This is a genomic window from Paenibacillus sp. J22P169 (assembly GCF_059691995.1).
Genome location: NZ_JCAUAO010000001.1, coordinates 1,601,268 through 1,623,964, shown reverse-complemented (window position 1 = coordinate 1,623,964; position 22,697 = coordinate 1,601,268). Strand labels below are relative to the sequence as shown.

The following is a 22,697-nucleotide window of genomic DNA, read 5'->3' as shown; positions in this document are numbered from 1 at the left end:
CTTGTGGATTTGTATTTTCTAGGAACAGGGGCTGGGATGCCTTCCAAGCAGCGTAATGTAACCTCAATCGCCTTAAATTTATTGGATGAGCGGGGAACGTATTGGCTGGTTGATTGTGGGGAAGGTACGCAGCAGCAGATATTGAACTCTCCTGTGAAACTCGGGAGAACGGAGAAAATTTTCATCACCCATTTGCATGGCGATCACCTGTATGGGCTTCCCGGGTTATTGACTAGTCGCTCCTATTTGGGAGGAGATACGCCATTAACGCTGTATGGTCCACGTGGACTTAAGAAATTTGTTGATACGGCACTTGAGGTTAGCGGAGCTCACCTAACTTATACCCTTCAGCTTGTTGAGCTGGAAGATGAGGGCATTATTTTCGAAGACGAAAGCTTTCTGGTTGAAACAGCTCGTTTAGAGCACCGCATTGAATGTTTCGGTTTTCGAATCGTAGAGAAAGATCAACCTGGCAAGTTATTGAGTGAGAAACTCCAAGAGCTTGGCGTACCGGCAGGTCCAGTCTATGGTCAATTAAAGCAAGGCCTTTCCGTGCAGCTTGAGGATGGTCGGACCATCCATGGGCAAGATTTCTTAGGCTCTCCCGTTCCTGGTCGCGTAATCGTCATTCTAGGGGATACACGCTATTGTGAGGGAGCTAAAAGGTTAGCGCGCGGCGCTGATGTTCTTGTGCATGAAGCGACGTTCGCGATGGATAAGCAAGATCTTGCCTATGCCTTTGATCATGCGACCTCAACCGATGCAGCAAGAACCGCGCAGGAGGCTGGAGCAAATGCGCTGATTATGACGCATCTTAGTTCTCGCTATCAAGGAGAGAGCATCCAATTACTTCTCAATGAAGCGCAGCAAATTCACGCCAACAGTCACTTGGCGAAGGATTTCTGGTGCTTTGAAGTACCACGCAAAGTTTAAATTAAATAAGCTTCTTCCGGAGTTTACACCGGGAGAAGCTTATTTTTGTTGTCGAGCGTCAATTTTCTGCGTTAACCTCATACACTAAACAAAACCAATGGAAATCGAGGTGAAGGTATGGAAATTACACTCGGTGAAGTGCTGCTTTCTATCTTTATATCCTCGATCTTTTTCATTATGATTAAGGAAATCAGAAAATCGTACAAAGATTCAGAATAATTAGAGAATTAGCCTATAAGTCCTATACGCGATGCTGGGGCTTCTGATAAAATAATTGTAACCGCTTAATAATTGGAGGTGGACATGACGTATCCGGTTTACAGATGGACTGTATACCATATTTCCGTATTTATTTTTCTAAGTGTTTTATTTGGAATATTATGTATATCAAGGGATGCGTATGCCTCTGAAATACCGGTTTCTCAAGGTAAATCTGCTGTGGCATCAACAGTTACAGGAGCTACATATAGCGCTACTCAAGCAGTGGACGGATTCATCAATACGAAATGGGTAGCAAGCAATTCACAACTTCCACAATGGTTAACAGTAGATCTTGCACAAAATGTACATGTTTCACGGGTTGAAACGGTGTTTGAACATGTCAATAGTTCCTATGCGTACAAGATTGAATCCTCGATCGACGGCATCAATTGGAGCGTTTTTGCAGATCGTTCCACGAATGCAGCAATCAATTTTCCCTTTTATTCGGACAGTGGAGATGTTCTTGCAAGATTCGTCAGATTACAAGTATTGGGCGTTGGCTTGCCAGGAGATCAAGCCAGCGTGTTTGATTTTCGCGTGTATTCAACGGACGAGGATCTGACGCTTCTTTCACAAAATAAGACTACGGCTGCTTTTACTAGTTTTTCTGGCACTTGGGGCTCTGATAAGGCTGTGGATGGTCAATTGTTATCCAGTTGGGCACCAAGCAGTACTTCATTGCCGCAATGGCTTGTCGTGGATTTAGGTAGGCTAAGTAATGTACAGCGATTTGAGACGACGTATACAAATTCCCAAGATGTATATGGTTACAAAATTGATTTTTCAGTAGACGGCCTAATCTGGTATACCTTTACGGATCACACGGGAAATACGTATTTGGCTGACCCGCGATATGTGGATGAAGGGAATGTCACGGCACGATATTTTCGGTTAACGACAACACGTGTAGGTTCCGGAGGGTATGCAAGTGTCGCTGAGTTTCAAATCTACGGACCTGATGGCGGAGTGGGCGACACTCCTAATGCACAGACGTTAACTCGGGTGTATTTGGATGAAGAAGATTATCAGTTGCAGCCTGGTGAGACCCAATCCAGTTATTTGACAGGGGTCTATGCGAATGGGCATACGAGCAGTATTCAGTCTGGAGCCACCTATAGAATTGCAAATACGGCTGTGGCAACTGTCAATGCGAACGGAGTCATAACGGGGGTAGCCGCTGGCACAACAACTTTGACGGTTACCTACAACGGTCGGACGACTTCAGCCAACATTATGGTAGCTTCAACAGTGTTGAACTTGAATCGTATTGCATTGGATTCCTATTCGTATTCGATTCAAATTGGCGCAACACGGTCTCCTTATGTGATTGGATATAAGAATGATAGCAGCACACAAACGTTGACAAATGGTCTGACTTTCACAAGCTCAAATCCTGCAGTCGCAACTGTGAATTCAAGTGGCGTAGTCACAGGTATTTCATCGGGAGTTTCGACGATTACCGCTTATTATGGAAATTTCACAGCATCAGCGAGCGTCCATGTGACAGCAGCTGTTAGCCGGATTGAAGCAGATGAAAGCTCCATATTCTTGGAAGTAAGTGAGACACAATATCTCACCATTCATGCTTATGATTCGCAATATAATGCGACTGAAGTAACCTCGAATACAAGCTTCACAAGTTCCAATACATCTGTCGTCACGATTAGTAGCAGCGGCTATCTCACAGCTGTGAGTGCAGGGAGTGCAATCATCACCGCGACATATAGTGGCATTTCTACAACGGTTTACGTCACCGTAGCATTTAAAGACATCATAGCTCCAACATGGAACTATGGTTCCAATGTTATTGTATCACCAAGTTCGGCAACTTCTGTCACAATAACCTGGTCGGCAGCCATGGATAATGTTGGCGTCACATCTTATCGGATTTATATGGACTCTGAGTTGATAACTTCGGTGAGCGGAAGTGTGCTTACGACTCAATTATCAGGCTTAACTGCGGGTACAAACATGAGCATTAATGTGGAGGCAGGAGATTTAGCCAATAATTGGTCTACTTCTGGACCAAGTGTAAATTACACGTTAACAGGAGGTCCGAAGTTAACAGGTTCTTCGACGCTCCTTCTTACGAGTGAGCGGGTCCGTGAAACTGCTCCTGATGGCAGAATGCTCTCAAGAATCCGAGCTAATGATGCTGAACTGGGTGACGCAATCTCCGCACTAAATAATGGGACAGCTACATTATTATCAATGCAAATTCAAGATGATCATGATACGACCGTAGTCGAATTCTCATCCAGTTTGTTTAACGAATTGAATGAAATGGGGGTGAATGGTAGTCTCCATCTGGATATGAATACTATTCAGTTTACAATTCCGCTTCTTCTTTTCAAGAATCATGTAAGTAAAGCCGAAGGAGCGAATGGTTTATTCTCAGTGATCATCCGACATGAAGCAGGTCAACTTGCGGAAACGCTGAAGGAACAAGCAATCTCAGAACAAGCTACTTTGCTAGTAACCAATCCAATCGAATTCGACATTCAAGCAGGTGGCGTTACGATACCATCCTATGAAAACATGCACGTGGAGAGATCAATCTCGCTTCCTGGCGCCTCGTACACATCCAATGTGACTGCAGTCCGGTTAGATGTTGAATCTGGAAAGATTGCCTTCGTTCCTTCACTATTAATTGGTGTGGGTAATGTATGGAAGATGGTCATAAAAGACCAGTATGGAGGGTTATATACGATCCTCCAAAAAGATAAGCATTTTGAAGATATGGGGTCGCACTGGGCCAGAGTGGACGTAGAAAAACTTGCCTCCAAAAACATCATTACGGGGATTGATGAACGAAACTTCGCACCAGAGAAGGAAATTTCCCGAGCTGAATTTGCCACATTGCTCATTCGTGCCCTGGGTATGCGAGTAAATAATTCGGCTACTGGAGCCTTACAATTTCAGGATATCAACGAGACAGACTGGTACGCTCAAATGGTTAAAACAGCGGCTAGTGCAGGTTTAATCGAGGGATATGATGATGGGACCTTTCGACCTCTCCAGCAGGTGACACGTGAGCAGATGGCGGCGATGATCGATCGTACGGTTCAAATCACGGGTGACCAGCAAGAAAGCTATGCGCAAGATACGATTCTGAATCCATTTACGGACCAACATACCATCGACAACTGGGCAAGGAATGCGATGGCGTTTACCTTACAACGGGGATTGATTCAAGGTGTCACGGAAACACAGCTAAATCCAAATGCCTACGCCACAAGAGCACAAGCGGCAGTCATGCTGAAACGGTTGTTAATTTATTTGCAATTTATGAATGATGAATGAGTAAATGAATGAATCCGAAAAACACAATACGCCCTTGGGCGATTGTGTTTTTTTTCTCGTTTTCATGGTAAATGTCACCGTGATTACAAATTCTTTACAGTCAGTAAATCAACAGAAAATAAAGCACTGTTAATATGAAATTGTAAACTCTTAGTTGAAAGGCGTGAGGAAGAATGAATGGAGTACCTCTATTAACGGCGCCACAACCTGCAAAGCTGATGGTGAAACTTGCAAATCGAGCAGAAGAAATTGAGCAAGCTATGCAACTACGATATCAGATCTTCGTGGAGGAAGAGAAAAATCTACGTTTAATGAATGAACAAAAGCTGGAAACGGATATTTATGATTCTTATTGTGATCACCTTATTGTCAAAGATCTTGAAACTGATCAAGTCATCGGTACTTATCGACTTCTTCCTGGTGACCGTGCAAGTGAGGGGATTGGATTTTACTCGGAAACAGAATTTGATTTAAGCGCCTTCTCGGATTTGAAAAAACAATCTTTGGAGCTGGGGCGCAGCTGCATTGCACCTGCTTATCGCGGTGGTAGAGCCATTCAAATGCTGTGGGAAGGGATTGCTGATTATATTAGCGGACGCAATTTCACGCATTTAATTGGGTGTGCAAGTGTTCACATTTCAAATATAGAGGAATTAAATGAGATTTGTATGATGCTTAGGCAAAAGCAGATGTTGACTGACCGATTTGGGATTAAGCCCTTGGATACACATCGGATTTCTGGGCTCGCGCAAATTGAACCCACGAATAATGAGAAAGAAATGTTTCGCAAACTGCCCCCTTTGATGAAAGGCTATCAATGGTTAGGGGCTGAAATTGGCGGAGAACCAGCATTTGACGAGCTGTTTGGATCGGTTGATTTTTTCATTATTTTACAAAAAGATAAGGTATCGCGTCGGTACAAACGTCATTTTCTACATGAAGCGTGAGATGAGGTGGGCTTGTCTTGTATGACTGGATAGCTAAGCTTACCTCAGAGAATGGAAATCGAATTCGATTGGGGAATATGCTCCCCATTCTCCCATTGTGGATGATGTCACTTCTGTGTAATGGAATAGCTGCATTGTGGTATATAGCCTCTCGTAACGGGGTTCTCAAGCGTGTAAAACATAATCTGATAGATGTCTTAGGGCCGATGTCGAAACGGAGGCTGAGTTCACTTACGAAGCAATATGTACGAAATGTTGTATTCTCGTTGTTTGAAATTTTATTCCAATCCAATCGATTGCATGAGCAAGAATTCGAATTACAGGGCGAGGAACATTTAAAGAACGCGCAGCAGCTAGCTAATGGGAAAGGTTTTATTATCTACACCCCTCATGTGGGCAACTTTTTTAACTATTATTGGTATTTCACTAAAAAGTTCGATTGTCTCACAGTAGCTACAGCTGGAAGTGCTGAATTAAAGCCCTTATATGCCAAATTTGCCGCTTTAGGGTGTAAAGGTTTGGATTACGATAGTGTTCCAGCACTGGAATTGTATCGTACCTTAAAAAGGCATATTCAATCTGGAGGCGTTGTTTTTCTTCTGGGAGATTTCTGGCGACCGTCATTCCCGTTGTCGAAGCTTTTTGGCAGGGTTACTCGGACTCCTGAAGGTACTGCTATGCTCGCGTTGGAGCAACAAGTTCCAATTGTACCTTTCTATGGGTTCCGTTCTCAAGGTTTTAAGCATCAGCTGGTGGTCGAAGAGCCTATTCTCTTACACATGCAAGACGCCATTTCAAATGGAGCAGCTAGAGCACAAGCTAATCTAGTGCTGAATAGCTTCATAGAGCGGGTTATTCGCGAACAGCCTGCTTCTTGGTTCTATTGGTTTAACGTTCATGAACGTTGGGAAAACGTGCAGCAACAATATAAGACATAAGGACGGGGGAATCGATAAATGGATACTGGAAGCCACTTATTGTTTGGGGTTAGCCTCGCTGGATTGGCTTGTTTAGAAACGGCGGTTACACAGCAGCCAGCATTGAGCCATGCTATTCTCGTCGGGACGTTAGTAGGTTCACATGCGCCAGATTTAGATACGTTTGCAAGACTACGTGGTTACGCTAGTTATGTCCGAATTCATCGGGGAGTAACACATTCTTTACCTGCACTGCTGATTTGGCCGCTTGTCATAAGTTTGCCTCTAGCGGCGGTTTTTGGTGTTTGGGAACACTTTATAAGCTTGTTCCTGTGGACGTTCTTAGCAGTTGTCTGCCATGTGGGACTTGATGTGCTAAATGTGTATGGTGTGCAATGTTTACGGCCTTTTACGAAAAAATGGGTGCATCTGGATACGCTTTGTCTCTATGATCCTTTGTTGTTTGTGATTCACTCTGGAGGTGCTCTCCTCTGGTTTGTAGTGTGGCATGGGAAATCTGGAAGTCATATCGGGGAGATGTATGCTCTTATTTTTGCTGCAACAATCATCTATATAGGAATTCAATCTTCACAACGCAACAATCTTATGAAACTTGTACGAAACGAGCTGAAGCTTCCTACAGGTAATTGCCATCTTGTGCCGAGTTTAAGCTGGTTTTATTGGCAGTTTGTCGTTGAAAGTGACACAAGCTTCTATCTGGGTGAACTTCGATATGGCCAAGTGCATGTGCTCGAGCAATATAGCAGGAAGAATTACAATCGGCAGGAATCACATCCGATCGTGAAAGCATCCATGTCGACAGATGGTGTTCGCGCATTTTTGCATTTTGCACAGCACATTTATGTGTGTTGGAAGGAGAAGAACGGCGGTTATGAGGTTCAGTGGCGCGATATGCGCTTCTGGCACCAACGTAAGCTAAAATTCGGTGTAGATGTTCAACTGGATCGGGATATGAAAGTGGTCAGTGATCGGATAGGCATGGACAAAAAAGCTTGGGACCCGCCATACGTTTAAGTGATTATTTTCGCTAAAGATGAAAAAGAACACTCCAGTCTACTTGTTGTTCAAAGCAGTGCTGAAGTGTTCTTATTATTTGTGAATAACGACAATTACTCGAATTGTCCTGCGTAAATAAGCTCTTTGATTTCACGTCTGCCAGATGGGACTTCGCGTTCTTGCAGATTTTCAGGAAGGGCTTGGGCAGGACCGCGATATCCGATGGCTACAACAGCATGTAGCTCGTAATCAGCCGGAATTTGGAGTAATTCACGGGCTTTATCGCGTTCGAATCCGCCCATTGCATGTGCAATAAGCCCTTGATTATTTGCTTCAAGCGCTAAATATCCCCAAGCAGTACCTGCATCGAAGGCATGACTAGGGTTATCTGTTCCTCTTGGCGTTTTGGTGTATGAGATGACGAGTGTAAGAACGGGAGCTTTCTCACACCATACCCGATTAGAAGGATTTATGAAAGTATGGAATTTAGCTAGCTGTTCGGGTGTACGGGCAACAATAAAGCGCCATGGCTGATTATTGCTTCCAGATGGTGCCCACCGTGCGGCTTCAAAAAGGCTTAATAATACGTCTTCTGATACTTCTTGATCCGAGAAGGAACGAGGGGACCAACGCTCAAGAAACTGAGGATTGATTTCATGATCCGGTTGGCGATGCGCTTCAATTTCATTTGGTAAGGATGCGGACATTAATGATTCCTCCTTTTATTGGTTTTCATCCTAATTTTACCTGATTTGCTTACAGTTTACGAATTCCTTTATTTTTCTTAGCATTGTATGTCGTTGGCGCAATTTGGCAAAGCTAGTTGTTATGAAAATGATGGACCAAGAAGAGGTGCGAGAAGCCGTGAATTTCACAAGTCATGATGTCATTATCATTGAAAGAGCCTTAAGAACTGCCATGAAACATGATAGAGAAGAGCACCATTCTAGAGACTATCAGGAAGTTTTGTTTAAAATGCAAGAGAGTGTAAACCAAGCGCTGTCAGTCACAGCTCAAATAACGAGTGATGATCATGATGGCATTCGATACGATTATGATGATTCAGCTGATTTAATGTAGACATACGAACGTATATTCTGTAAAATGGAAGAAACGAAATGGGTAAGGAGATTCGGTTTATGAATCCTTTAACAGGTAAGGTTTCTTCAATGATAGAGATGATTGACGGGCTGCGCAAATCGCCTGAAATCATGGAACAAGTCACCTATTGGCACACGATACCCCCACGAGATCCGAAGCTGGCTGATTTTCCAGAAGGATTGCATGAGGGTATTTGTGTTGCCCTTCAACATAAGAACATTGAGCAATTGTATACACACCAAGCGGAATCATTCCGCCAAGTGACTGCTGGCAATCACGTTGTTACAGTCACACCGACGGCATCCGGAAAGACACTCTGTTACAATCTTCCGGTTCTACAGAAGATTTTGGAGAACGATGCTTCACGAGCGCTCTATTTATTTCCTACAAAAGCGCTGGCACAAGATCAGGTAGCAGAACTGCAGGAAATGATTACATTTATGGACGTGGATATCAAAACACATACGTATGACGGTGATACACCGCCTACAGTCCGGCAAGCGATACGCAATGCGGGACATATTGTAGTTACCAATCCCGACATGCTCCATTCGGCTATCCTTCCGCATCACACCAAATGGGTGAAACTGTTCGAAAACTTGAACTATATCGTGATTGATGAAGTGCATTCATACCGAGGGGTTTTTGGTAGTCATGTTGCCAATGTCATTCGAAGATTGAAGCGTATTTGTCGCTTTTATGGTTCTAATCCGCAATTTATTTGTGCTTCGGCTACGATTGATAACCCGAAGGAGCATGCTGAACGTTTGATTGGTGAAACGGTGACATTGATTGATAATAATGGCGCACCGGCAGGGGAGAAGCATTTTGTATTCTATAACCCACCAGTAGTGAATCAACAATTAGGGATACGTAAAAGCTCAGTCTTAGAAACGCGCAAGCTTGCAGGTAAGCTGCTGCGAAGTGGGATTCAGACGATTGTCTTTGCTCGGAGCCGCGTTCGCGTGGAGATCTTGCTGACCTATCTGCAGGAGCTCGTGAGTCATGAGCTGGGCAGCAAGTCGATACGCGGCTACCGCGGCGGCTATCTCCCTAAGCTGCGCAGGGAGATCGAAAGAGGCTTACGCAGCGGGGAAATCCGCGGCGTTGTGAGCACAAATGCGCTGGAGCTGGGCATCGATATCGGCCAGCTGCAAGCGTGCGTGCTTAATGGCTATCCAGGCACGATAGCCAGCACTTGGCAGCAGTCCGGGCGTGCCGGACGGCGGCAGGAGACCTCGCTGACGATTCTCGTCGCGAGCAGCAATCCATTGGATCAGTACTTGATCCAGAATCCGCGGTATTTCTTTGAGCGCCCGCCTGAGCAGGCGCGCATTCATCCGGATAATCTGATCATCCTCGTGGATCATGTGAAGTGTGCAGCCTATGAGCTGCCATTCGAAGCGAATGAGAAGTTCGGTGAGGAGTCGCTCACGGATGTGTTAGAGTATTTAACAGAGGAGCAAGTGCTGCACCAAGTCAATGATCGCTGGTATTGGATGGAGCAATCATTCCCAGCACATAACATCTCCTTGCGTTCAGCAGCTCAAGAGAATTTTGTCATTATTGATATGACGAATGGCCATCGTGTCATAGGCGAGTGTGATCGGTTTAGTGCGCCCACTTTGATCCATGAAGAGGCTATATATATCCATGAAGGTATCCAATTCCAAGTGGAAAAGTTGGATTATGAAGAGAAGAAAGCATTCGTGCGACAGGTGAATGTGGATTACTTTACCGATGCCAGTATGGCCGTTCAGCTGAAAGTACTGCATGTGAATCGGGAGGGGCGGGTTGGCGGATTATTGCGTCAGCTCGGCGAGGTTACAGTGAATGCGCAGCCAACGATTTTCAAAAAAATCCGTCTGCGCACGCATGAAAATATCGGTTCTGGGCCGATCCGGCTGCCAGAAGAGGAGCTGCATACGAGCTCCTATTGGTTCACTTTCGACGAGGCGATGGCGGCAGGACGCTCTGCTAATGACATGCAGCATGCGCTGCTTGGCATTGCCAACGTCTTGGCGCATCTGGCGCCGCTGTATTTGATGTGCGACCCGATGGACATTCGGGTCGTTCCGCAAGTGAAGGCGGTGCATAGCAAGCTGCCGACGGTGTTTTTCTACGACCGCTATCCAGGCGGCGTAGGTCTTAGTGATCGGCTGTACGAGGTCCACGGACAGCTGATGGATCAGGCGCGCAGCCTGATTCAGAGTTGTGGCTGCATCAGCGGCTGCCCTGCCTGTGTCGGGCCGATCGAAGAGGTCGGCTTGCTGGGCAAGAAGCTCGCGCTGGAGCTGCTCGCAGAGCTAGATGGCGGTGCCCGATGAGCGGGCTCCGCGAAAGGCTCGGCCGCCTGCGGGGACCCGCGGCGGCTGGGGTAACACCGCCGCCCCCGCCGGAGGCAGGGGGCGAGTGGGCGCAGCTCGGCGCCCATATTGCGACGAGCCCCGCGGGCTCGTTCGTCATGCGGCGCCGCGAGTACGGCGCGGACAGCGTGCACGGCAAGTATCGGCTGCGTGAGCTCGCCGATGTTGCTGCGCAGCTGTCCTGCTTTCACGAGCGAGACGCCGTCGTCCGGCTCGAAGAGTTGCTCTTCTTCGATACCGAGACAACCGGACTCGGCGTCGGTGCTGGTAACGTGCCGTTCATGGTCGGCATCGGCTACTATACTGGCGAGCTGTTCACCGTTGAACAGCTCATGATTCGCAACCCAGCAGAGGAGCATGCGATGCTGGTGTACTTACAAGAACTGTTAGGACGATATACACATATCGTCTCCTATAACGGCCGTACGTTTGATTGGCCGATTCTCAAAAATCGTTTCGTTTTGAATCGTCTCACTTTGGATGACTCTGAGCTGCTGCAGCTTGATCTTCTATATCCGTCACGAAGTCTATGGCGCAACACGCTTCCCTCCTGCCGGTTGAGCAAAGTAGAGGAGAGCCGACTTGGCTTTGAACGAATTGATGATGTGCCGGGATCAATGGCGCCTGCCCTGTACTTCCAATATTTAGCGGAGAAGGACCCTGCGGTCCTTCAGGGTGTATTTATACACAATGAGCATGATATCGTGACATTGGCTGCTTTGACGATACATTTTGGCAAGCTGTTGCGCCCCGATGAGGATATTCTTTCCATACCAGATAATGACATCGTCTCACGCAACGTTCTTGATTTTGATTTTGACGTCGATCTCGATTCCAATCTCAATCTTGACCCCGAAGAACTCTTCCGGACGGGTCTATGGCTCGACAAGATGGCAAGGCCTGCCAAGGCGGAGCGATATTTGGAAGTTCTCTTCCACAAATTAATGACGAGTTGTACGGCTACTCCTCAGTCCGCTGAGCAAGAAACGACGCTGCTTCAATTGGCCGGTTATTATAAGAAAATTGGTCAATATTCCCGTGCAATCGAGCTCTGGAAACAGGCTATTTTGCTTAAGCCTGCAAGTATTTCCTTGCAGCTAGAGCCGTATTTGGAGCTTGCGATGTACTATGAGCATCGTGAGAAGGACTTGGGGCAAGCGGTTTTTTATGCAGAGGAAGCTTGGGCCAGACTCTGGAGGCGACGTGCGCTTCATCGGGGTGATCGCAAGATCAATGAAATTGAAGAAGCATGGGAAAAGCGAATTGCTCGTTTGAAGATGAAGATGCGAAAAAGAGAAACAAGTTTGAGTGTTCAAGGTGTTATTGGGACGAAAAGAAGTAAAAAAACACCTAAACCCGCTTACGTCAGCGAAGGCTTAATTTAAAGTTTTTTAGGTGCATTTCATCCAATTAACCTTTCATAACGTGTTTACGCAATCCGCCATTTGGTTATACAAGGTATAAAAATGGCAAGGAGCGATTCTCGTGCCTGAGCTTCCGGAAATGGAAACATATCGACAACAATTGTCGCGATTGATCATAGGTGTACCGATAACAGGCGTCGATGTGACACGTCCGAAATCTTTGAATATAGACCCCGAAGAAATGGCTGCAAAGCTGATCGGTAATCGGATAGTTCGGATCGAGCGCAGAGCGAAGCACTTGCTGTTTCATTTAGCATCTGGTGAAATTCTACTGTTGCACCTCATGCTGGGCGGATGGATGTTCTTTGGGACGCAAGAGGAGAAGCCGGATCGAACGATACAAGTGGAAATTCACTTAGGGGGTAAAAGCTTATCCTTTATCGGTTTGCGATTAGGTTATTTGCATCTTCATACATCAAAGGAAATCAATACAATCTTGCAAAAGCTAGGGCCAGAGCCACTCGAATTAAACATCGTGCAATTTCGTAACGTTCTGAAGCCAAAGAGGGGAAATCTCAAAGTAACCTTTGTCGATCAGACCTTTCTTTCAGGTATCGGGAATTGTTACTCGGATGAAATATGCTTTGAAGCGGGCCTCCTCCCTTTACGGAAAGTGCATTCACTTAGCGATATTGAGCAATCCCAGCTATTCCATGCTATGCAAACACTGCTTCGCGAAGCGATTCAAGTGGGTGGCTACATGGAGGAACCTTTATTCGTAGGTGATCGCTTAACCGGTCAATATAATCCGAGATGTCGTGTCTATGATCGCAAGGATGAGTCCTGTTTTCGATGTGGGAGTCTTATCGTGCTAACGGAGGTTTCAAGTCGTAAATGCTTCTATTGTGGCAATTGCCAAAAGTGAAAGGTCGGATGGAATATGTTTATTGGCGCTCATGTACGTACGCGAGGCGGCTATCTCAATGCAGCCAAGACGGCCCTTTCCATTGGTGCAAATGCTTTTCAATATTTTCCGATGAACCCTCGTAGTTTAGCTACGAAAGTTGTTAATCATAAAGATGCGAGCGCATGCGCGCAATTATGCAAGGAGCATGGTATTCTGTCGATCGGGCATGCACCTTATGCGCTAAATCCTGCTGCAGATGAACCTGAACGCGAAATCATGGTTAATTTATTGAAAAATGGTTTGGACATTACAAATGCCTGCGGTTCTGTTGGACTTGTGGTGCATTTTGGGAAATATACGGGAAAAGACCCGTTACAAGGCTACAAAAATATAATACAATGTTTGAATAGTGCTACGGATGGTTATACGGGAGCTTCTTTCATTTTGCTTGAAAATCAAGCGGGAGAAGGGGCTCAATTAGGTTTGACCATGGAAGAAATGGCGCAGGTTCGAAAGCTGTGTGATTCACCCGAGAAGATCGGCTTTTGCTTAGATACTTGTCATGCTTTTGCAAGCCGACTGTGGCAAGGCTCTGATTGGCTTGAGCTGGAATCGAAGGGAAATCAACTGGATTATCTGCCTCATTTGAAGGCTGTTCATCTGAATGATTCCGTATATCCGTTAGGATCACGCCGTGATCGGCATGCCAACATTGGCTCGGGCCATATTGGTATTGCGAATTTCCGAAGTCTATTAGAATCCCCCTTTTTACAGGACATTCCGATTGTTCTCGAAACAGGTACGGGGCCTGACGGCTCGCATCGGGAAGAGATTGCGCTCATAAATTCGTTGCTGGAAAGGAAATGTGAGGATGATTCATGTATACTTAGATGATTCGCGTCCTTGTCCCCGAGGATTTGTCTTAGCCAAAGATGCCAAAGAATGTATCACGTTGCTTCAGGAATGTGAGGTTGGTATCCTATCCCTGGATCATGATTTGGGTTGGCTGTCGAAGCAGACAGGCATGGATGTTGTCATTTGGTTGATTCAGCAGCGTAAATTTCCAAGCAAGATGTATATTCATACCTCCAGTCCTTCAGCATGCACACAGATGTACCAAATGCTTTATGCTGCCAAGCCGGAAAGCATGGAGCTTTATGCGCATCGGATGCCAGATGAAGTCTTGCTGGGGGTTGCACAAGGAACTTATCCTAGTAAACCGTAATGTGAAAGGAAACGAACTTATGATCCATTTATCTGGTATTCATTTTATACGTGGAGAACGCCATATTTTAAACGATGTGAATGTACATATCGAATCCGGTGAACACTGGGTATTGCTGGGCCGAAATGGCTCAGGTAAAACGACACTGCTTGAAATGATGAACGGCTACGAATTCCCTAGCCGTGGCACTGTAGATGTGCTTGGTAATCGGTACGGGCAATGTGACGTAAGGGAAGTCCGTAAGAAAATCGGCTATATTTCCCAATCGCTTTTTGAAAAATTGAGCTTGATTGATCCTGTACTTGAGGTTGTTGCAACAGGCGAATATGCTTATCTTCGATTTTATCAAGAGATTCCACAGGAAGTGAAAGACCGTGCACTCGACATGCTCACGCGAGTTCGTATTCCACATCTGGCCGACCAACCTTTGGGAAGTCTTTCACAAGGGGAGCGTAAAAAGGTCATGCTTGCGCGCTCATTAATGAGCAAGCCATCGATCCTCGTTATGGATGAACCTGCGGCTGGCTTGGATTTATTTGAGAGAGAGCGGTTCCTATCCGATGTCAATGAGCTCAGTCAACAAGACGTAACCGTAGTGTATGTCACCCATCACATTGAAGAAATCATGCCTTTATTTACGCATGTGGCTATAATTGAGCAAGGTGAATTAATTGCTTCAGGACGTAAAGAAGATGTATTGACCCCCGAGAATATTCATAAGGCATTTGGTATTCATGTGTCTTTGGACTGGTTCCAAGATCGCCCGTGGATCAAGGTTGTTGAAGACAAGTAAGCTTATTGCGGAATAAAAAATGAATGTAGATATTACTTAAAGGATGCGGCTATGACACAATTAACAACCTATATTGGAACCTCGAATCACGGGTTCGCACAATATGCGCAAGATGAGCTACGGAAGTTGTTTCCACTCACTAAATTTACGTTGTTGGTTCCAACGGAAGTGTTCTCTTTCCAGGTTCCTGATGATACGGAAGATGTCATCCCAACCTTGCTGGAGAATGAACCGATCTTTCTACGACATGTTCAACCTGTACATCAAGAATGGGAGCTTAGCCGCACGGATGCTGATATCGCGCATTTAACGGCTTGGCTTCGTGAGGCATTTGCTGCTGGCTTGTTTGGGTTCGGTGAGAAAATAACTACCCAAATTCGTAAAGAAGAGCGGGCAGATGTTCCATTTGCACCATTCGCCATTAAGGCTGCCATTGATGAGATTCTTGTTTCGGAATGTGGAGGCGAACCCGTTGTCCGTTACGCGGACCACATTATTTCGGTGTATATCAGCGCAAAAAAGCTATACATTGGTATATCCAAGCCACAGGAAAACTTATCAGACTGGTCAGGCGGTGCAATCCGCTTCATGAAAGAAGAGGATCAAATATCACGTGCCAAATTTAAGCTATTGGAAGCAGAGCAGCGTTTCGGAATTGATTTCAGTGTTGCGCGTAAAGCGATTGATATAGGGGCTGCACCTGGCGGATGGACATCGTTGCTGCTAGAACGCGGCTTGAAAGTTACAGCAATTGACCCCGCTGCGATGAATCCACGTCTGCTTGGCAATCCATTACTGACATTCCTGAAGAAAAATGCAAGTGACGTGAAGCTTCGTGATAGTGAATTTGATTTACTTGTTTGTGATATGAGCTGGGACCCTCGGCAGATGGGACGCCTTGTAGCAGATTTGCTTTTCTCGTTACAAAGTGGGGGGACGGCCATCATCACAGTGAAGCTCATGCATAAGAAACCGTTCCAAACAGTTCGCGATGTCCTGCGTATCTTCGAAGACTCACTCTTCCTATTGAAAGCGAAACAGCTGTTTCACAATCGGGAAGAACTAACGCTTTATCTACAAAAAATATAAAGTCCATCAAAAATAGCTAGATTTTCCAATAACCCTCCCTTATAATCAAGAGCATTATGACTTGAATTTAAGAGGAGGGTTATTACTTATTGTGAAGCAAAAACCACAGCCACAGTGGCAAGAGTCAATTGTTGGAGGGAGATACCGGCTCTTGAGTAAGCTAGGACAAGGGGGCATGAGTCAAGTATTTCTCGCAGAGGATTTGAAGCTCAAAGGGAAACGCTGGGCAGTGAAGGAGATCTTGAGCGCAGATTTGGATGAACCTTCCTTCATGGAGGAGGCAGAGATGCTGGCTAAGCTGCAGCACGCGCAACTCCCACAGCTCATTGATTTTTTTGTGACGGAAGATGGGAAAGGCTACCTAATTATGGATTATATCGAGGGGCCAACGCTGCAGGATTTATTCGAGAAGTGTCATCGAGAAATGCCGATTGCGCAAATTGTTCAAATTGCTTTTCAGTTGCTTGATATTTTCCACTATTTACATACGTTCCAGCCTCGGCCAATCATCTACCGCGATCTCAAACCTTCCAACGTTATGATTAACCAACACAATCAAGTTCGATTAATTGATTTCGGTGTGGCAAGACAATTTAAACAAGGACAATCATCCGATACGATGCAAATGGGGACGATTGGATTCGCTGCACCTGAACAATACTTGGGGCAACAAACGGATGCCCGAACTGATCTATTTACATTAGGTTCAATGATGTATTACTTATTGTCAGGTGGTCATTATGCGTACAGTCAAGCCAAGCCTTTGGAGCTGCGCAAAGAGGAGATCCCCGAGGTCTTACGAACTACGCTTCATGTTCTTCTTCAAGATCAGCCTCAACATCGTTGCCAAACCGCCTTGGAAGTGAAGCATCGACTACGTTCAATTTCTCCCGAAGCCAATCTACGTGTTACAGATACAGTCACTCCAAGTACATCACTCCCAAATATGACCGAGAAACTCATTGTGATTGGCGGATTATTCGCAGGTGTAGGAGCAACATTCACAGCAATAACACTAGCTAGAATCTTACATGCTCTCCAAATCCCCAACGCGCTTGTCGAGCATCCGACGATAGAACCTGATTTGTATATGTTGCTTTACGGTGATCAGAATGCACCGAACCCTTACATTTTTCCATCCGATCACATTCTAGACCCATCTTCCTCTTACTCAACAGCTTGGAACAACGGTTTTACCACTTGGGTCCCCATTCACCCTGATGGATATCAAGGCACATGGCAAGCATCCCATGCATTTAAGCTTCTACACATGATCAAAAAGCCGATCGTCCTATGGGACGTATCGACTCAGTGGGATCATCCTTCTGTTCAGGAGTTATGTTATAGTGCAGATGACATTATCGTCGTAGTGGATAGCTCGCCTGGGAAGTGTGATCGCCCTAGATCGCGGAAATGGATGGAGCAGTTCGAAGCCTATAGGCAGCGAGGTAAAATGGTGCATTATTTTGCCAATGAGGCGTTGCCTCCGCGTATTCAAAAAGAGTGGCAAGACTCACTCCCGGCTTTACCGCTATGTGTGATTCCCCAATTACCTAGAGCCGAAGTGATGCAAGCAGTTTGGAGAGGGAATTGCATTCAAGATCAACCGCAATACCGGAACGTTTGTTATGAAGCATTAAAACCATTCCTCAGCGAAATTCTCCCCAGTGAAAGACTTAGAAAACTCGCCCGATCACCCAAAGAATCGATATTTTCCCGTATTAATAAGCGCGGCTAGAGCTTTTATTTAACAGATAAATCGTCCATGCTAGTAAGGTAGCGAAGCATGACCATAATAAATAGGGAACCAGTAGCCAAGCGGCAAGTTTGGAATAAGGAATGGTTTCATTTATCAACATGAAAGTTGTAATCGCCACAAGCGTTGTATCAAAGAAAGCGAGGCGCAAATTTTTTAATTTGAATTCGAAATAGGTGAAGGCTTGGTTCGTAATGTAATTCAAAGTTAAAATCAAGACATACGAATTTGCCGCTTCTTGAAAGCCATCGGTTTTTGTGTAAACAATAGCGACTGATGCCGAAATGAAGGCATATAAGATTGCCCATGCGATACCAAAAAGCTTAGCAGGCGGGTTCCAGTTTGGTTTTTTCAGAGTGGCATAATAGGACAGATCGGCAGGGAATAACACGCCGGAAATCGAGAAAAGTGCATACGTAATTAAGAACACGAAGATAAACGTAAACACATGTAAACACCTCCTTATTGTGATAAAGCTTGTATTACTATATTACTCGCGTGGGAGAAGTTATAACCAAATCTAGCCAAAAGTATGATATGATGAGTCATATTTTGTAGGAGGAAACAAGGGGGAAACAGATATGGAGCAGCGCTATTCTAGAGAATCTAGATGTTTCAAAACATCGCGCATTTTTCCAACCGATGTAAACAATCATAATACACTTTTTGGCGGGAAATTGATGTCCTATATTGATGACATTGCTTCCATTGCGGCACATAAGCATTGTCGGAGATCGGTCGTGACGGCATCAACGGATTCAGTTGACTTTCTGTCACCGATCCACACGTCGGATTCCGTATGTTTAGAGTCATTCGTGACTTGGACAGGCAAAAGCTCGATGGAGGTTTTCGTAAAGGTAGTAACCGAGGATCTGAAATCAGGCGCTAGAAAAATTGCTGCGACTTCTTTCCTAACTTTTGTTGCCTTGGATGAAAATAAGGTGCCTGTGGAAGTACCGGATGTCATCCCGGAAACAGAAGAAGAAAAGAAGCTGCACGAATCTGCGCCGCATCGCGCTGAGATGAGACGTATTCGTCGAGTTGAGAGTAAGAAGCTAGCTAGCTTCTTCACGATGAAGTACCCTTGGGAATGAGGGGATTGATTTATTAGGTAAATGTGGTACAATTTGGGTAAGTGAAAATCTGACAAGCGGAAGCACCGCTGATTGTAGAGAATTATTCTCTATCGTCGGCGCGTGCTTTTTTGCTATTCCGAGATAGAAGGAGGGGCGGTATGAGATCAGAAACGTCAAAGCGCATAGCGATCGTATTAGCAGTTATGAGCTGTGTACTGATGGGCAGCGGTCTATATGCGAAGTTCGCTGACTAGTGAACAGTAAGAAGGAGGAGAAGCAGACAAATGAGTAAACTTCAACTTTATGTGCTTGATGACGACATGGTTTATGCCGAGCGATTAGCCATTTTCGTTCGTGCAACGGAGTTCGCGGAGCGTGTGCAAGTGAGGCTCTTCTCCCAAGTTGAGCTTCTGCGTCAGGTGTGCGAGGATCCAAACATCAAAGGGATCTTATTGTTATCTGAGGTTTATTATCCGCTATTTCAGCATCATCGAACATCGTTAATGAAGATGTTTTTGAGTCAACATATCGCAAACTCGGATTCGCCAGAATCCGTGCTCCCATTCTTATTCCGATTTCAACCCCTCCACCAGCTCATTACACGTATTCAAGCCATGTATGTAGAGGGCTTTCCAAGAGAACTTCATCCACCAAGTCTTAACCGAACACGTGTGATATCCATTTACAGCAGTAGTGGTAACAGTAGCAAATCAACAACAGCTGTACATATGGCGAAGCAACTTGCATTTCGTGGGGAACGAGTTCTATATCTGAGTTTGGAGACCATATGTGCAGCTTCACAGTGGCTTCAAGGGGGAGAATCGGGACGATTATCACAGCTCCTTTATTATTTGAAAGTCTCGCCTGATTCGTTAGGGCCCAAGCTGGCGCTCCTAAAATCTCATGATGCTACTCGTGGGTTTGATTATTTGACACCTCACGAGCAAATGAGAGAGATGCAAGAGATGAGTGGTGATGATGTGAAACAACTCTTTACGGCCATCGTCGACTTGTCAGCGTACGATACAGTCATCGTCGATCTCGAAGCATCTGTTCATCCGAGAATCGTCAAAAGCTTAGAACTTAGCGATGCGATCATTTGGCTCATCCGAGATGATTGGAATGATGCCTTCAAAACAAAATCGCTATTTAAGCAAATGAGCACGTATTCCCATATCCATTTTGTAATGTCGAACTATAGGGGCATTTCAACTAATTCTTTCGAATTTCTAGGTAAACATATATCGTTTAAACTTCCCTATATTCCTACATGGAAGGCGGTGGGTACGGCAGAGCAAGTATGGCAATCGGATATTTACTCTGAACAAGTGTATGCCATGCTGAAAGCGATCTTCAAGGTGAACGTAGAAACTCATCCGAAAGGAGCTGATAGTTACCTTGCATCAAGGGCTGTTTAACCAATTAAAGCAGGAGATTAAAGAGAGTATCGACCTTTCACATGATGTTAGCGACGAACAGTTAAGAGGGCATATTGAGGAAACGGTTTTTCGAGCTGCGAGGACACTTGGATGGACTTCGAGTGAAATGAAAGTCGGTGTCAAACGCATTTATGATAGCTTTCGAGGTCTAGATATTCTTCAACCGCTCATTGATGACCCAACGGTGACAGAGATTATGGTCAATGGTCACACCTGTATTTTCTTTGAACAAATGGGCTCGGTTGAGCGCTACCCCTATGAACTAGAAAGTGAAGAGAAGCTGGAGGATCTTATTCAAATGATTGTGTCCAAAGTGAATCGGATTGTCAATCAAGCCACGCCTATTGTCGATGCACGGTTGAAAGATGGCTCACGAGTAAATATTGTGCTTCCGCCAGCCTCACTTAGTGGACCAACCTTAACGATCCGTAAATTCCCTGCCAAGCCTATGGAGATGACCGATTTGATTCAAATGGGGAGTATTTCCGAAGAAGCGGCAGACATGCTGCGGATGATGGTGGAAGCGGGATTTAATTTATTCATAGGAGGCGGAACAGGGTCAGGAAAAACGACGTTTCTCAACGCGTTGAGTGCTTCGATTCCTGTCCATGAACGGGTAATTACCATTGAAGATTCAGCTGAGCTTCAGATCCAATCTGTACCTAACTTAGTACGAATGGAAACGAGAAATGCAAATACCGAAGGTAAAGGTGCGATTACGATGCGAGAATTGATTCGATCCTCTTTGCGGATGCGTCCCAATCGCATTATTGTTGGCGAGGTGCGAGGCGCCGAGGCGTTAGATATGCTTACCGCCATGAATACGGGACATGATGGTTCCTTAAGTACCGGTCATGCGAACACTTCAGAAGATATGCTGAGTAGGCTGGAGACGATGGTACTTAGTGCCGCACCGCTTCCCGTTGAAGTCATTCGCAAACAGATTGCCTCAGCTATTGATGTAATCATTCATATCTCCCGTATGCGAGATCGTTCAAGGAAGGTGACAGAGATCCATCAAGTGGTTGGTTTGAGGGGTGGGGAGGTCGAACTTCAGCCGCTTTTTCTCTTCGAAGAGAGCGGAGAGACTGCAGATGGTAAAATTCTTGGTGTACTCCGGTATACGGGGAAAGCACTTGTGAATATGCACAAGCTTCAAATGGCAGGAAAGCAGCTGCCGAATTGGTTTGTACGCAATCCAGTCGGGGAAGTAACGGTATGATGGTGTGGTTACTATTGCTTCTCATTGGCGGTGGAAGCTGGATGTTACTGCTTTATCTGGATCACCGCAAATCCCCTCCCAAGTTAAGTGGAATGTCCCCTGAACACAAGCTAGCTCCCATCCTTCCCATTGTTTCTTACATCGATTACAACCAGTATCAATTGTCCTCGAAAGAAAGATTAGCAGCTATTTTGATGCTAGCCTTACCGGCATTCCTGATTGGTTATATCTTCTATCAACAACTCTTCCTCGCAACTGCTTTAGCATCCGCGGGCTTTCTGTTTCCTCGCTTTCGACGGCAGCAATTAATCCAAAAACGCAAAAATATGCTGTATGTGCAATTTAAGCAAGCGCTCAGTTGTCTTTCTTCTTCCATGAATGTAGGAAAATCCATTGAGTCGGCATTCCGAGAGGCCTTGGAGGATTTGAAGCTGCTATATCCTGATCCTGCATGTCTGATTGTTGTTGAGTTCGGCATGATTTGCCGGAAAGTTGACAATGGTGAGCCGATTGAGGCGGCGCTTAAACATTTTGCAGATCGAAGTCATCTGGAGGACATTCAGAGTTTCACTGATGTGTTTCTGACCTGTAAGCGTACAGGAGGCAATTTAGTTGAGGTGATGAGACGAACAGCTACAGTCATTTCTGAAAAGCTGGAAATAAAGCAAGACATCTCGGTCATGATCGCGCAAAAGCGTTTTGAATCGAGAATACTTGTCATTGCCCCTATCCTAATTGTTGCTGTATTGGCAATTTCTTCGCCAGATTACATGGTTCCATTGTATAGAGGGAGCGGGATCCTTATCATGACCGTCAGTTTATTTTTACTAGGTGCCTGTTACGTACTCACTCAAAAAATAATGAATATTAAGGTGTAGCATGTGGATGTGGCTTCTAGGGTTGGTTTTAATAATCTTTTGTCTGACACTACAAGTGATTGGCGTTAGAAAATACAGGTCCCAGCTTCAACTACAAACGTAC

At 45.3% G+C, this 22,697-nt stretch carries 20 protein-coding genes; 18 read left to right on the top strand and 2 right to left on the bottom strand.

All coding sequences use genetic code 11. From position 1 onward, the window contains the following. Positions 1-3 precede the first annotated feature (3 nt). The 5 genes from rnz to AC58QG_RS07660 all read left to right on the top strand — a co-directional run bounded on the left by rnz (position 4) and on the right by AC58QG_RS07660 (position 7,396). Entirely contained in the window at positions 4-933 is a 930-nt protein-coding gene (gene rnz / locus AC58QG_RS07680; RefSeq protein WP_497361499.1) for a ribonuclease Z, read from the top strand. A gap of 303 nt (positions 934-1,236) precedes the next feature. Continuing rightward, positions 1,237-4,497 carry an S-layer homology domain-containing protein gene (locus tag AC58QG_RS07675; RefSeq protein WP_497361498.1) on the top strand — a complete coding sequence of 1,087 codons (3,261 nt, stop codon included), beginning with the start codon at positions 1,237-1,239 and terminating at the stop codon, positions 4,495-4,497. 173 nt (positions 4,498-4,670) lie between these two features. Beyond that, positions 4,671-5,444 carry a GNAT family N-acetyltransferase gene (locus AC58QG_RS07670; RefSeq protein WP_497361497.1) on the top strand — a complete coding sequence of 258 codons (774 nt, stop codon included), beginning with the start codon at positions 4,671-4,673 and terminating at the stop codon, positions 5,442-5,444. Positions 5,445-5,461: 17 nt separating this feature from the next. Further along, positions 5,462-6,382 (top strand): lysophospholipid acyltransferase family protein, encoded by a 921-nt coding sequence (locus tag AC58QG_RS07665; RefSeq protein WP_497361496.1) that lies wholly within the window; start codon positions 5,462-5,464, stop codon positions 6,380-6,382. A gap of 18 nt (positions 6,383-6,400) precedes the next feature. Continuing rightward, positions 6,401-7,396 (top strand): metal-dependent hydrolase, encoded by a 996-nt coding sequence (locus tag AC58QG_RS07660; protein ID WP_497361495.1) that lies wholly within the window; start codon positions 6,401-6,403, stop codon positions 7,394-7,396. Positions 7,397-7,491: 95 nt separating this feature from the next. On the opposite strand, the gene AC58QG_RS07655 is transcribed toward AC58QG_RS07660, so the two are convergent. Next, entirely contained in the window at positions 7,492-8,085 is a 594-nt protein-coding gene (locus tag AC58QG_RS07655; RefSeq protein WP_497361494.1) for a nitroreductase family protein, read from the bottom strand. A gap of 103 nt (positions 8,086-8,188) precedes the next feature. Here AC58QG_RS07655 and AC58QG_RS07650 point away from each other — a divergent pair, with 103 nt between their 5' ends. From AC58QG_RS07650 to AC58QG_RS07610, 9 genes are all read left to right on the top strand, one after another. Further along, positions 8,189-8,458 (top strand): hypothetical protein, encoded by a 270-nt coding sequence (locus AC58QG_RS07650; RefSeq protein ID WP_497361493.1) that lies wholly within the window; start codon positions 8,189-8,191, stop codon positions 8,456-8,458. Positions 8,459-8,517: 59 nt separating this feature from the next. Then, entirely contained in the window at positions 8,518-10,806 is a 2,289-nt protein-coding gene (locus AC58QG_RS07645; protein WP_497361492.1) for a DEAD/DEAH box helicase, read from the top strand. After that, positions 10,803-12,230 carry a ribonuclease H-like domain-containing protein gene (locus AC58QG_RS07640; RefSeq protein ID WP_497361491.1) on the top strand — a complete coding sequence of 476 codons (1,428 nt, stop codon included), beginning with the start codon at positions 10,803-10,805 and terminating at the stop codon, positions 12,228-12,230. Before AC58QG_RS07645 ends, AC58QG_RS07640 begins: the two co-directional genes overlap by 4 nt. Before the next feature lie 100 nt (positions 12,231-12,330). Then, positions 12,331-13,134 (top strand): Fpg/Nei family DNA glycosylase, encoded by an 804-nt coding sequence (locus tag AC58QG_RS07635; protein ID WP_497361490.1) that lies wholly within the window; start codon positions 12,331-12,333, stop codon positions 13,132-13,134. A gap of 15 nt (positions 13,135-13,149) precedes the next feature. Next, a complete protein-coding gene (locus AC58QG_RS07630) occupies positions 13,150-14,010 on the top strand; it encodes a deoxyribonuclease IV (protein ID WP_497361489.1) in 861 nt (286 codons plus the stop codon). Further along, complete coding sequence (locus tag AC58QG_RS07625; protein WP_497361488.1) at positions 13,988-14,341, top strand: cyclic-phosphate processing receiver domain-containing protein; 354 nt, start codon at positions 13,988-13,990, stop codon at positions 14,339-14,341. Before AC58QG_RS07630 ends, AC58QG_RS07625 begins: the two co-directional genes overlap by 23 nt. A gap of 19 nt (positions 14,342-14,360) precedes the next feature. Continuing rightward, a complete protein-coding gene (locus AC58QG_RS07620) occupies positions 14,361-15,134 on the top strand; it encodes an ABC transporter ATP-binding protein (RefSeq protein WP_497362803.1) in 774 nt (257 codons plus the stop codon). Between the two features lie 51 nt (positions 15,135-15,185). Continuing rightward, a complete protein-coding gene (locus AC58QG_RS07615; protein WP_497361487.1) occupies positions 15,186-16,223 on the top strand; it encodes an SAM-dependent methyltransferase in 1,038 nt (345 codons plus the stop codon). Between the two features lie 151 nt (positions 16,224-16,374). Further along, on the top strand, positions 16,375-17,961 hold the full coding sequence (locus tag AC58QG_RS07610) for a serine/threonine protein kinase (RefSeq protein ID WP_497361486.1): 1,587 nt from the start codon (positions 16,375-16,377) through the stop codon (positions 17,959-17,961). Here the strand turns inward: AC58QG_RS07610 and AC58QG_RS07605 are convergent. Continuing rightward, positions 17,945-18,427, bottom strand: coding sequence for a TspO/MBR family protein (locus tag AC58QG_RS07605; protein WP_497361485.1), 483 nt, complete (start codon positions 18,425-18,427; stop codon positions 17,945-17,947). The genes AC58QG_RS07610 and AC58QG_RS07605 overlap by 17 nt on opposite strands. 133 nt (positions 18,428-18,560) lie before the next feature. On the opposite strand from AC58QG_RS07605, the gene AC58QG_RS07600 reads away from it, so the two are divergent. The 4 genes from AC58QG_RS07600 (at position 18,561) to AC58QG_RS07585 (ending at position 22,594) form a co-directional block, all read left to right on the top strand. Continuing rightward, on the top strand, positions 18,561-19,073 hold the full coding sequence (locus AC58QG_RS07600; RefSeq protein WP_497254694.1) for an acyl-CoA thioesterase: 513 nt from the start codon (positions 18,561-18,563) through the stop codon (positions 19,071-19,073). A gap of 266 nt (positions 19,074-19,339) precedes the next feature. After that, positions 19,340-20,473 carry a P-loop NTPase family protein gene (locus tag AC58QG_RS07595; RefSeq protein WP_497361484.1) on the top strand — a complete coding sequence of 378 codons (1,134 nt, stop codon included), beginning with the start codon at positions 19,340-19,342 and terminating at the stop codon, positions 20,471-20,473. Then, entirely contained in the window at positions 20,454-21,716 is a 1,263-nt protein-coding gene (locus tag AC58QG_RS07590; RefSeq protein ID WP_497361483.1) for a TadA family conjugal transfer-associated ATPase, read from the top strand. Before AC58QG_RS07595 ends, AC58QG_RS07590 begins: the two co-directional genes overlap by 20 nt. Continuing rightward, positions 21,713-22,594: a type II secretion system F family protein gene (locus tag AC58QG_RS07585; RefSeq protein ID WP_497361482.1), complete on the top strand. Its 882-nt coding sequence runs from the start codon at positions 21,713-21,715 to the stop codon at positions 22,592-22,594. The genes AC58QG_RS07590 and AC58QG_RS07585 overlap by 4 nt, the downstream gene beginning before the upstream one ends. The last annotated feature ends 103 nt before the right edge of the window (positions 22,595-22,697 follow it).

What these genes read in the sequence shown, in the direction of transcription:
- AC58QG_RS07670 (WP_497361497.1), top strand. Translation starts at nt 4,671, where the DNA reads ATGAATGGAGTACCTCTATTAACGGCGCCACAACCTGCAAAGCTGATG.
- AC58QG_RS07655 (WP_497361494.1), bottom strand. Translation starts at nt 8,085, where the DNA reads ATGTCCGCATCCTTACCAAATGAAATTGAAGCGCATCGCCAACCGGAT.
- AC58QG_RS07620 (WP_497362803.1), top strand. Translation starts at nt 14,361, where the DNA reads ATGATCCATTTATCTGGTATTCATTTTATACGTGGAGAACGCCATATT.
- AC58QG_RS07595 (WP_497361484.1), top strand. Translation starts at nt 19,340, where the DNA reads ATGAGTAAACTTCAACTTTATGTGCTTGATGACGACATGGTTTATGCC.
- AC58QG_RS07625 (WP_497361488.1), top strand. Translation starts at nt 13,988, where the DNA reads ATGATTCATGTATACTTAGATGATTCGCGTCCTTGTCCCCGAGGATTT.
- AC58QG_RS07645 (WP_497361492.1), top strand. Translation starts at nt 8,518, where the DNA reads ATGAATCCTTTAACAGGTAAGGTTTCTTCAATGATAGAGATGATTGAC.
- AC58QG_RS07640 (WP_497361491.1), top strand. Translation starts at nt 10,803, where the DNA reads ATGAGCGGGCTCCGCGAAAGGCTCGGCCGCCTGCGGGGACCCGCGGCG.
- AC58QG_RS07630 (WP_497361489.1), top strand. Translation starts at nt 13,150, where the DNA reads ATGTTTATTGGCGCTCATGTACGTACGCGAGGCGGCTATCTCAATGCA.
- AC58QG_RS07600 (WP_497254694.1), top strand. Translation starts at nt 18,561, where the DNA reads ATGGAGCAGCGCTATTCTAGAGAATCTAGATGTTTCAAAACATCGCGC.
- AC58QG_RS07660 (WP_497361495.1), top strand. Translation starts at nt 6,401, where the DNA reads ATGGATACTGGAAGCCACTTATTGTTTGGGGTTAGCCTCGCTGGATTG.
- AC58QG_RS07615 (WP_497361487.1), top strand. Translation starts at nt 15,186, where the DNA reads ATGACACAATTAACAACCTATATTGGAACCTCGAATCACGGGTTCGCA.
- AC58QG_RS07675 (WP_497361498.1), top strand. Translation starts at nt 1,237, where the DNA reads ATGACGTATCCGGTTTACAGATGGACTGTATACCATATTTCCGTATTT.
- AC58QG_RS07585 (WP_497361482.1), top strand. Translation starts at nt 21,713, where the DNA reads ATGATGGTGTGGTTACTATTGCTTCTCATTGGCGGTGGAAGCTGGATG.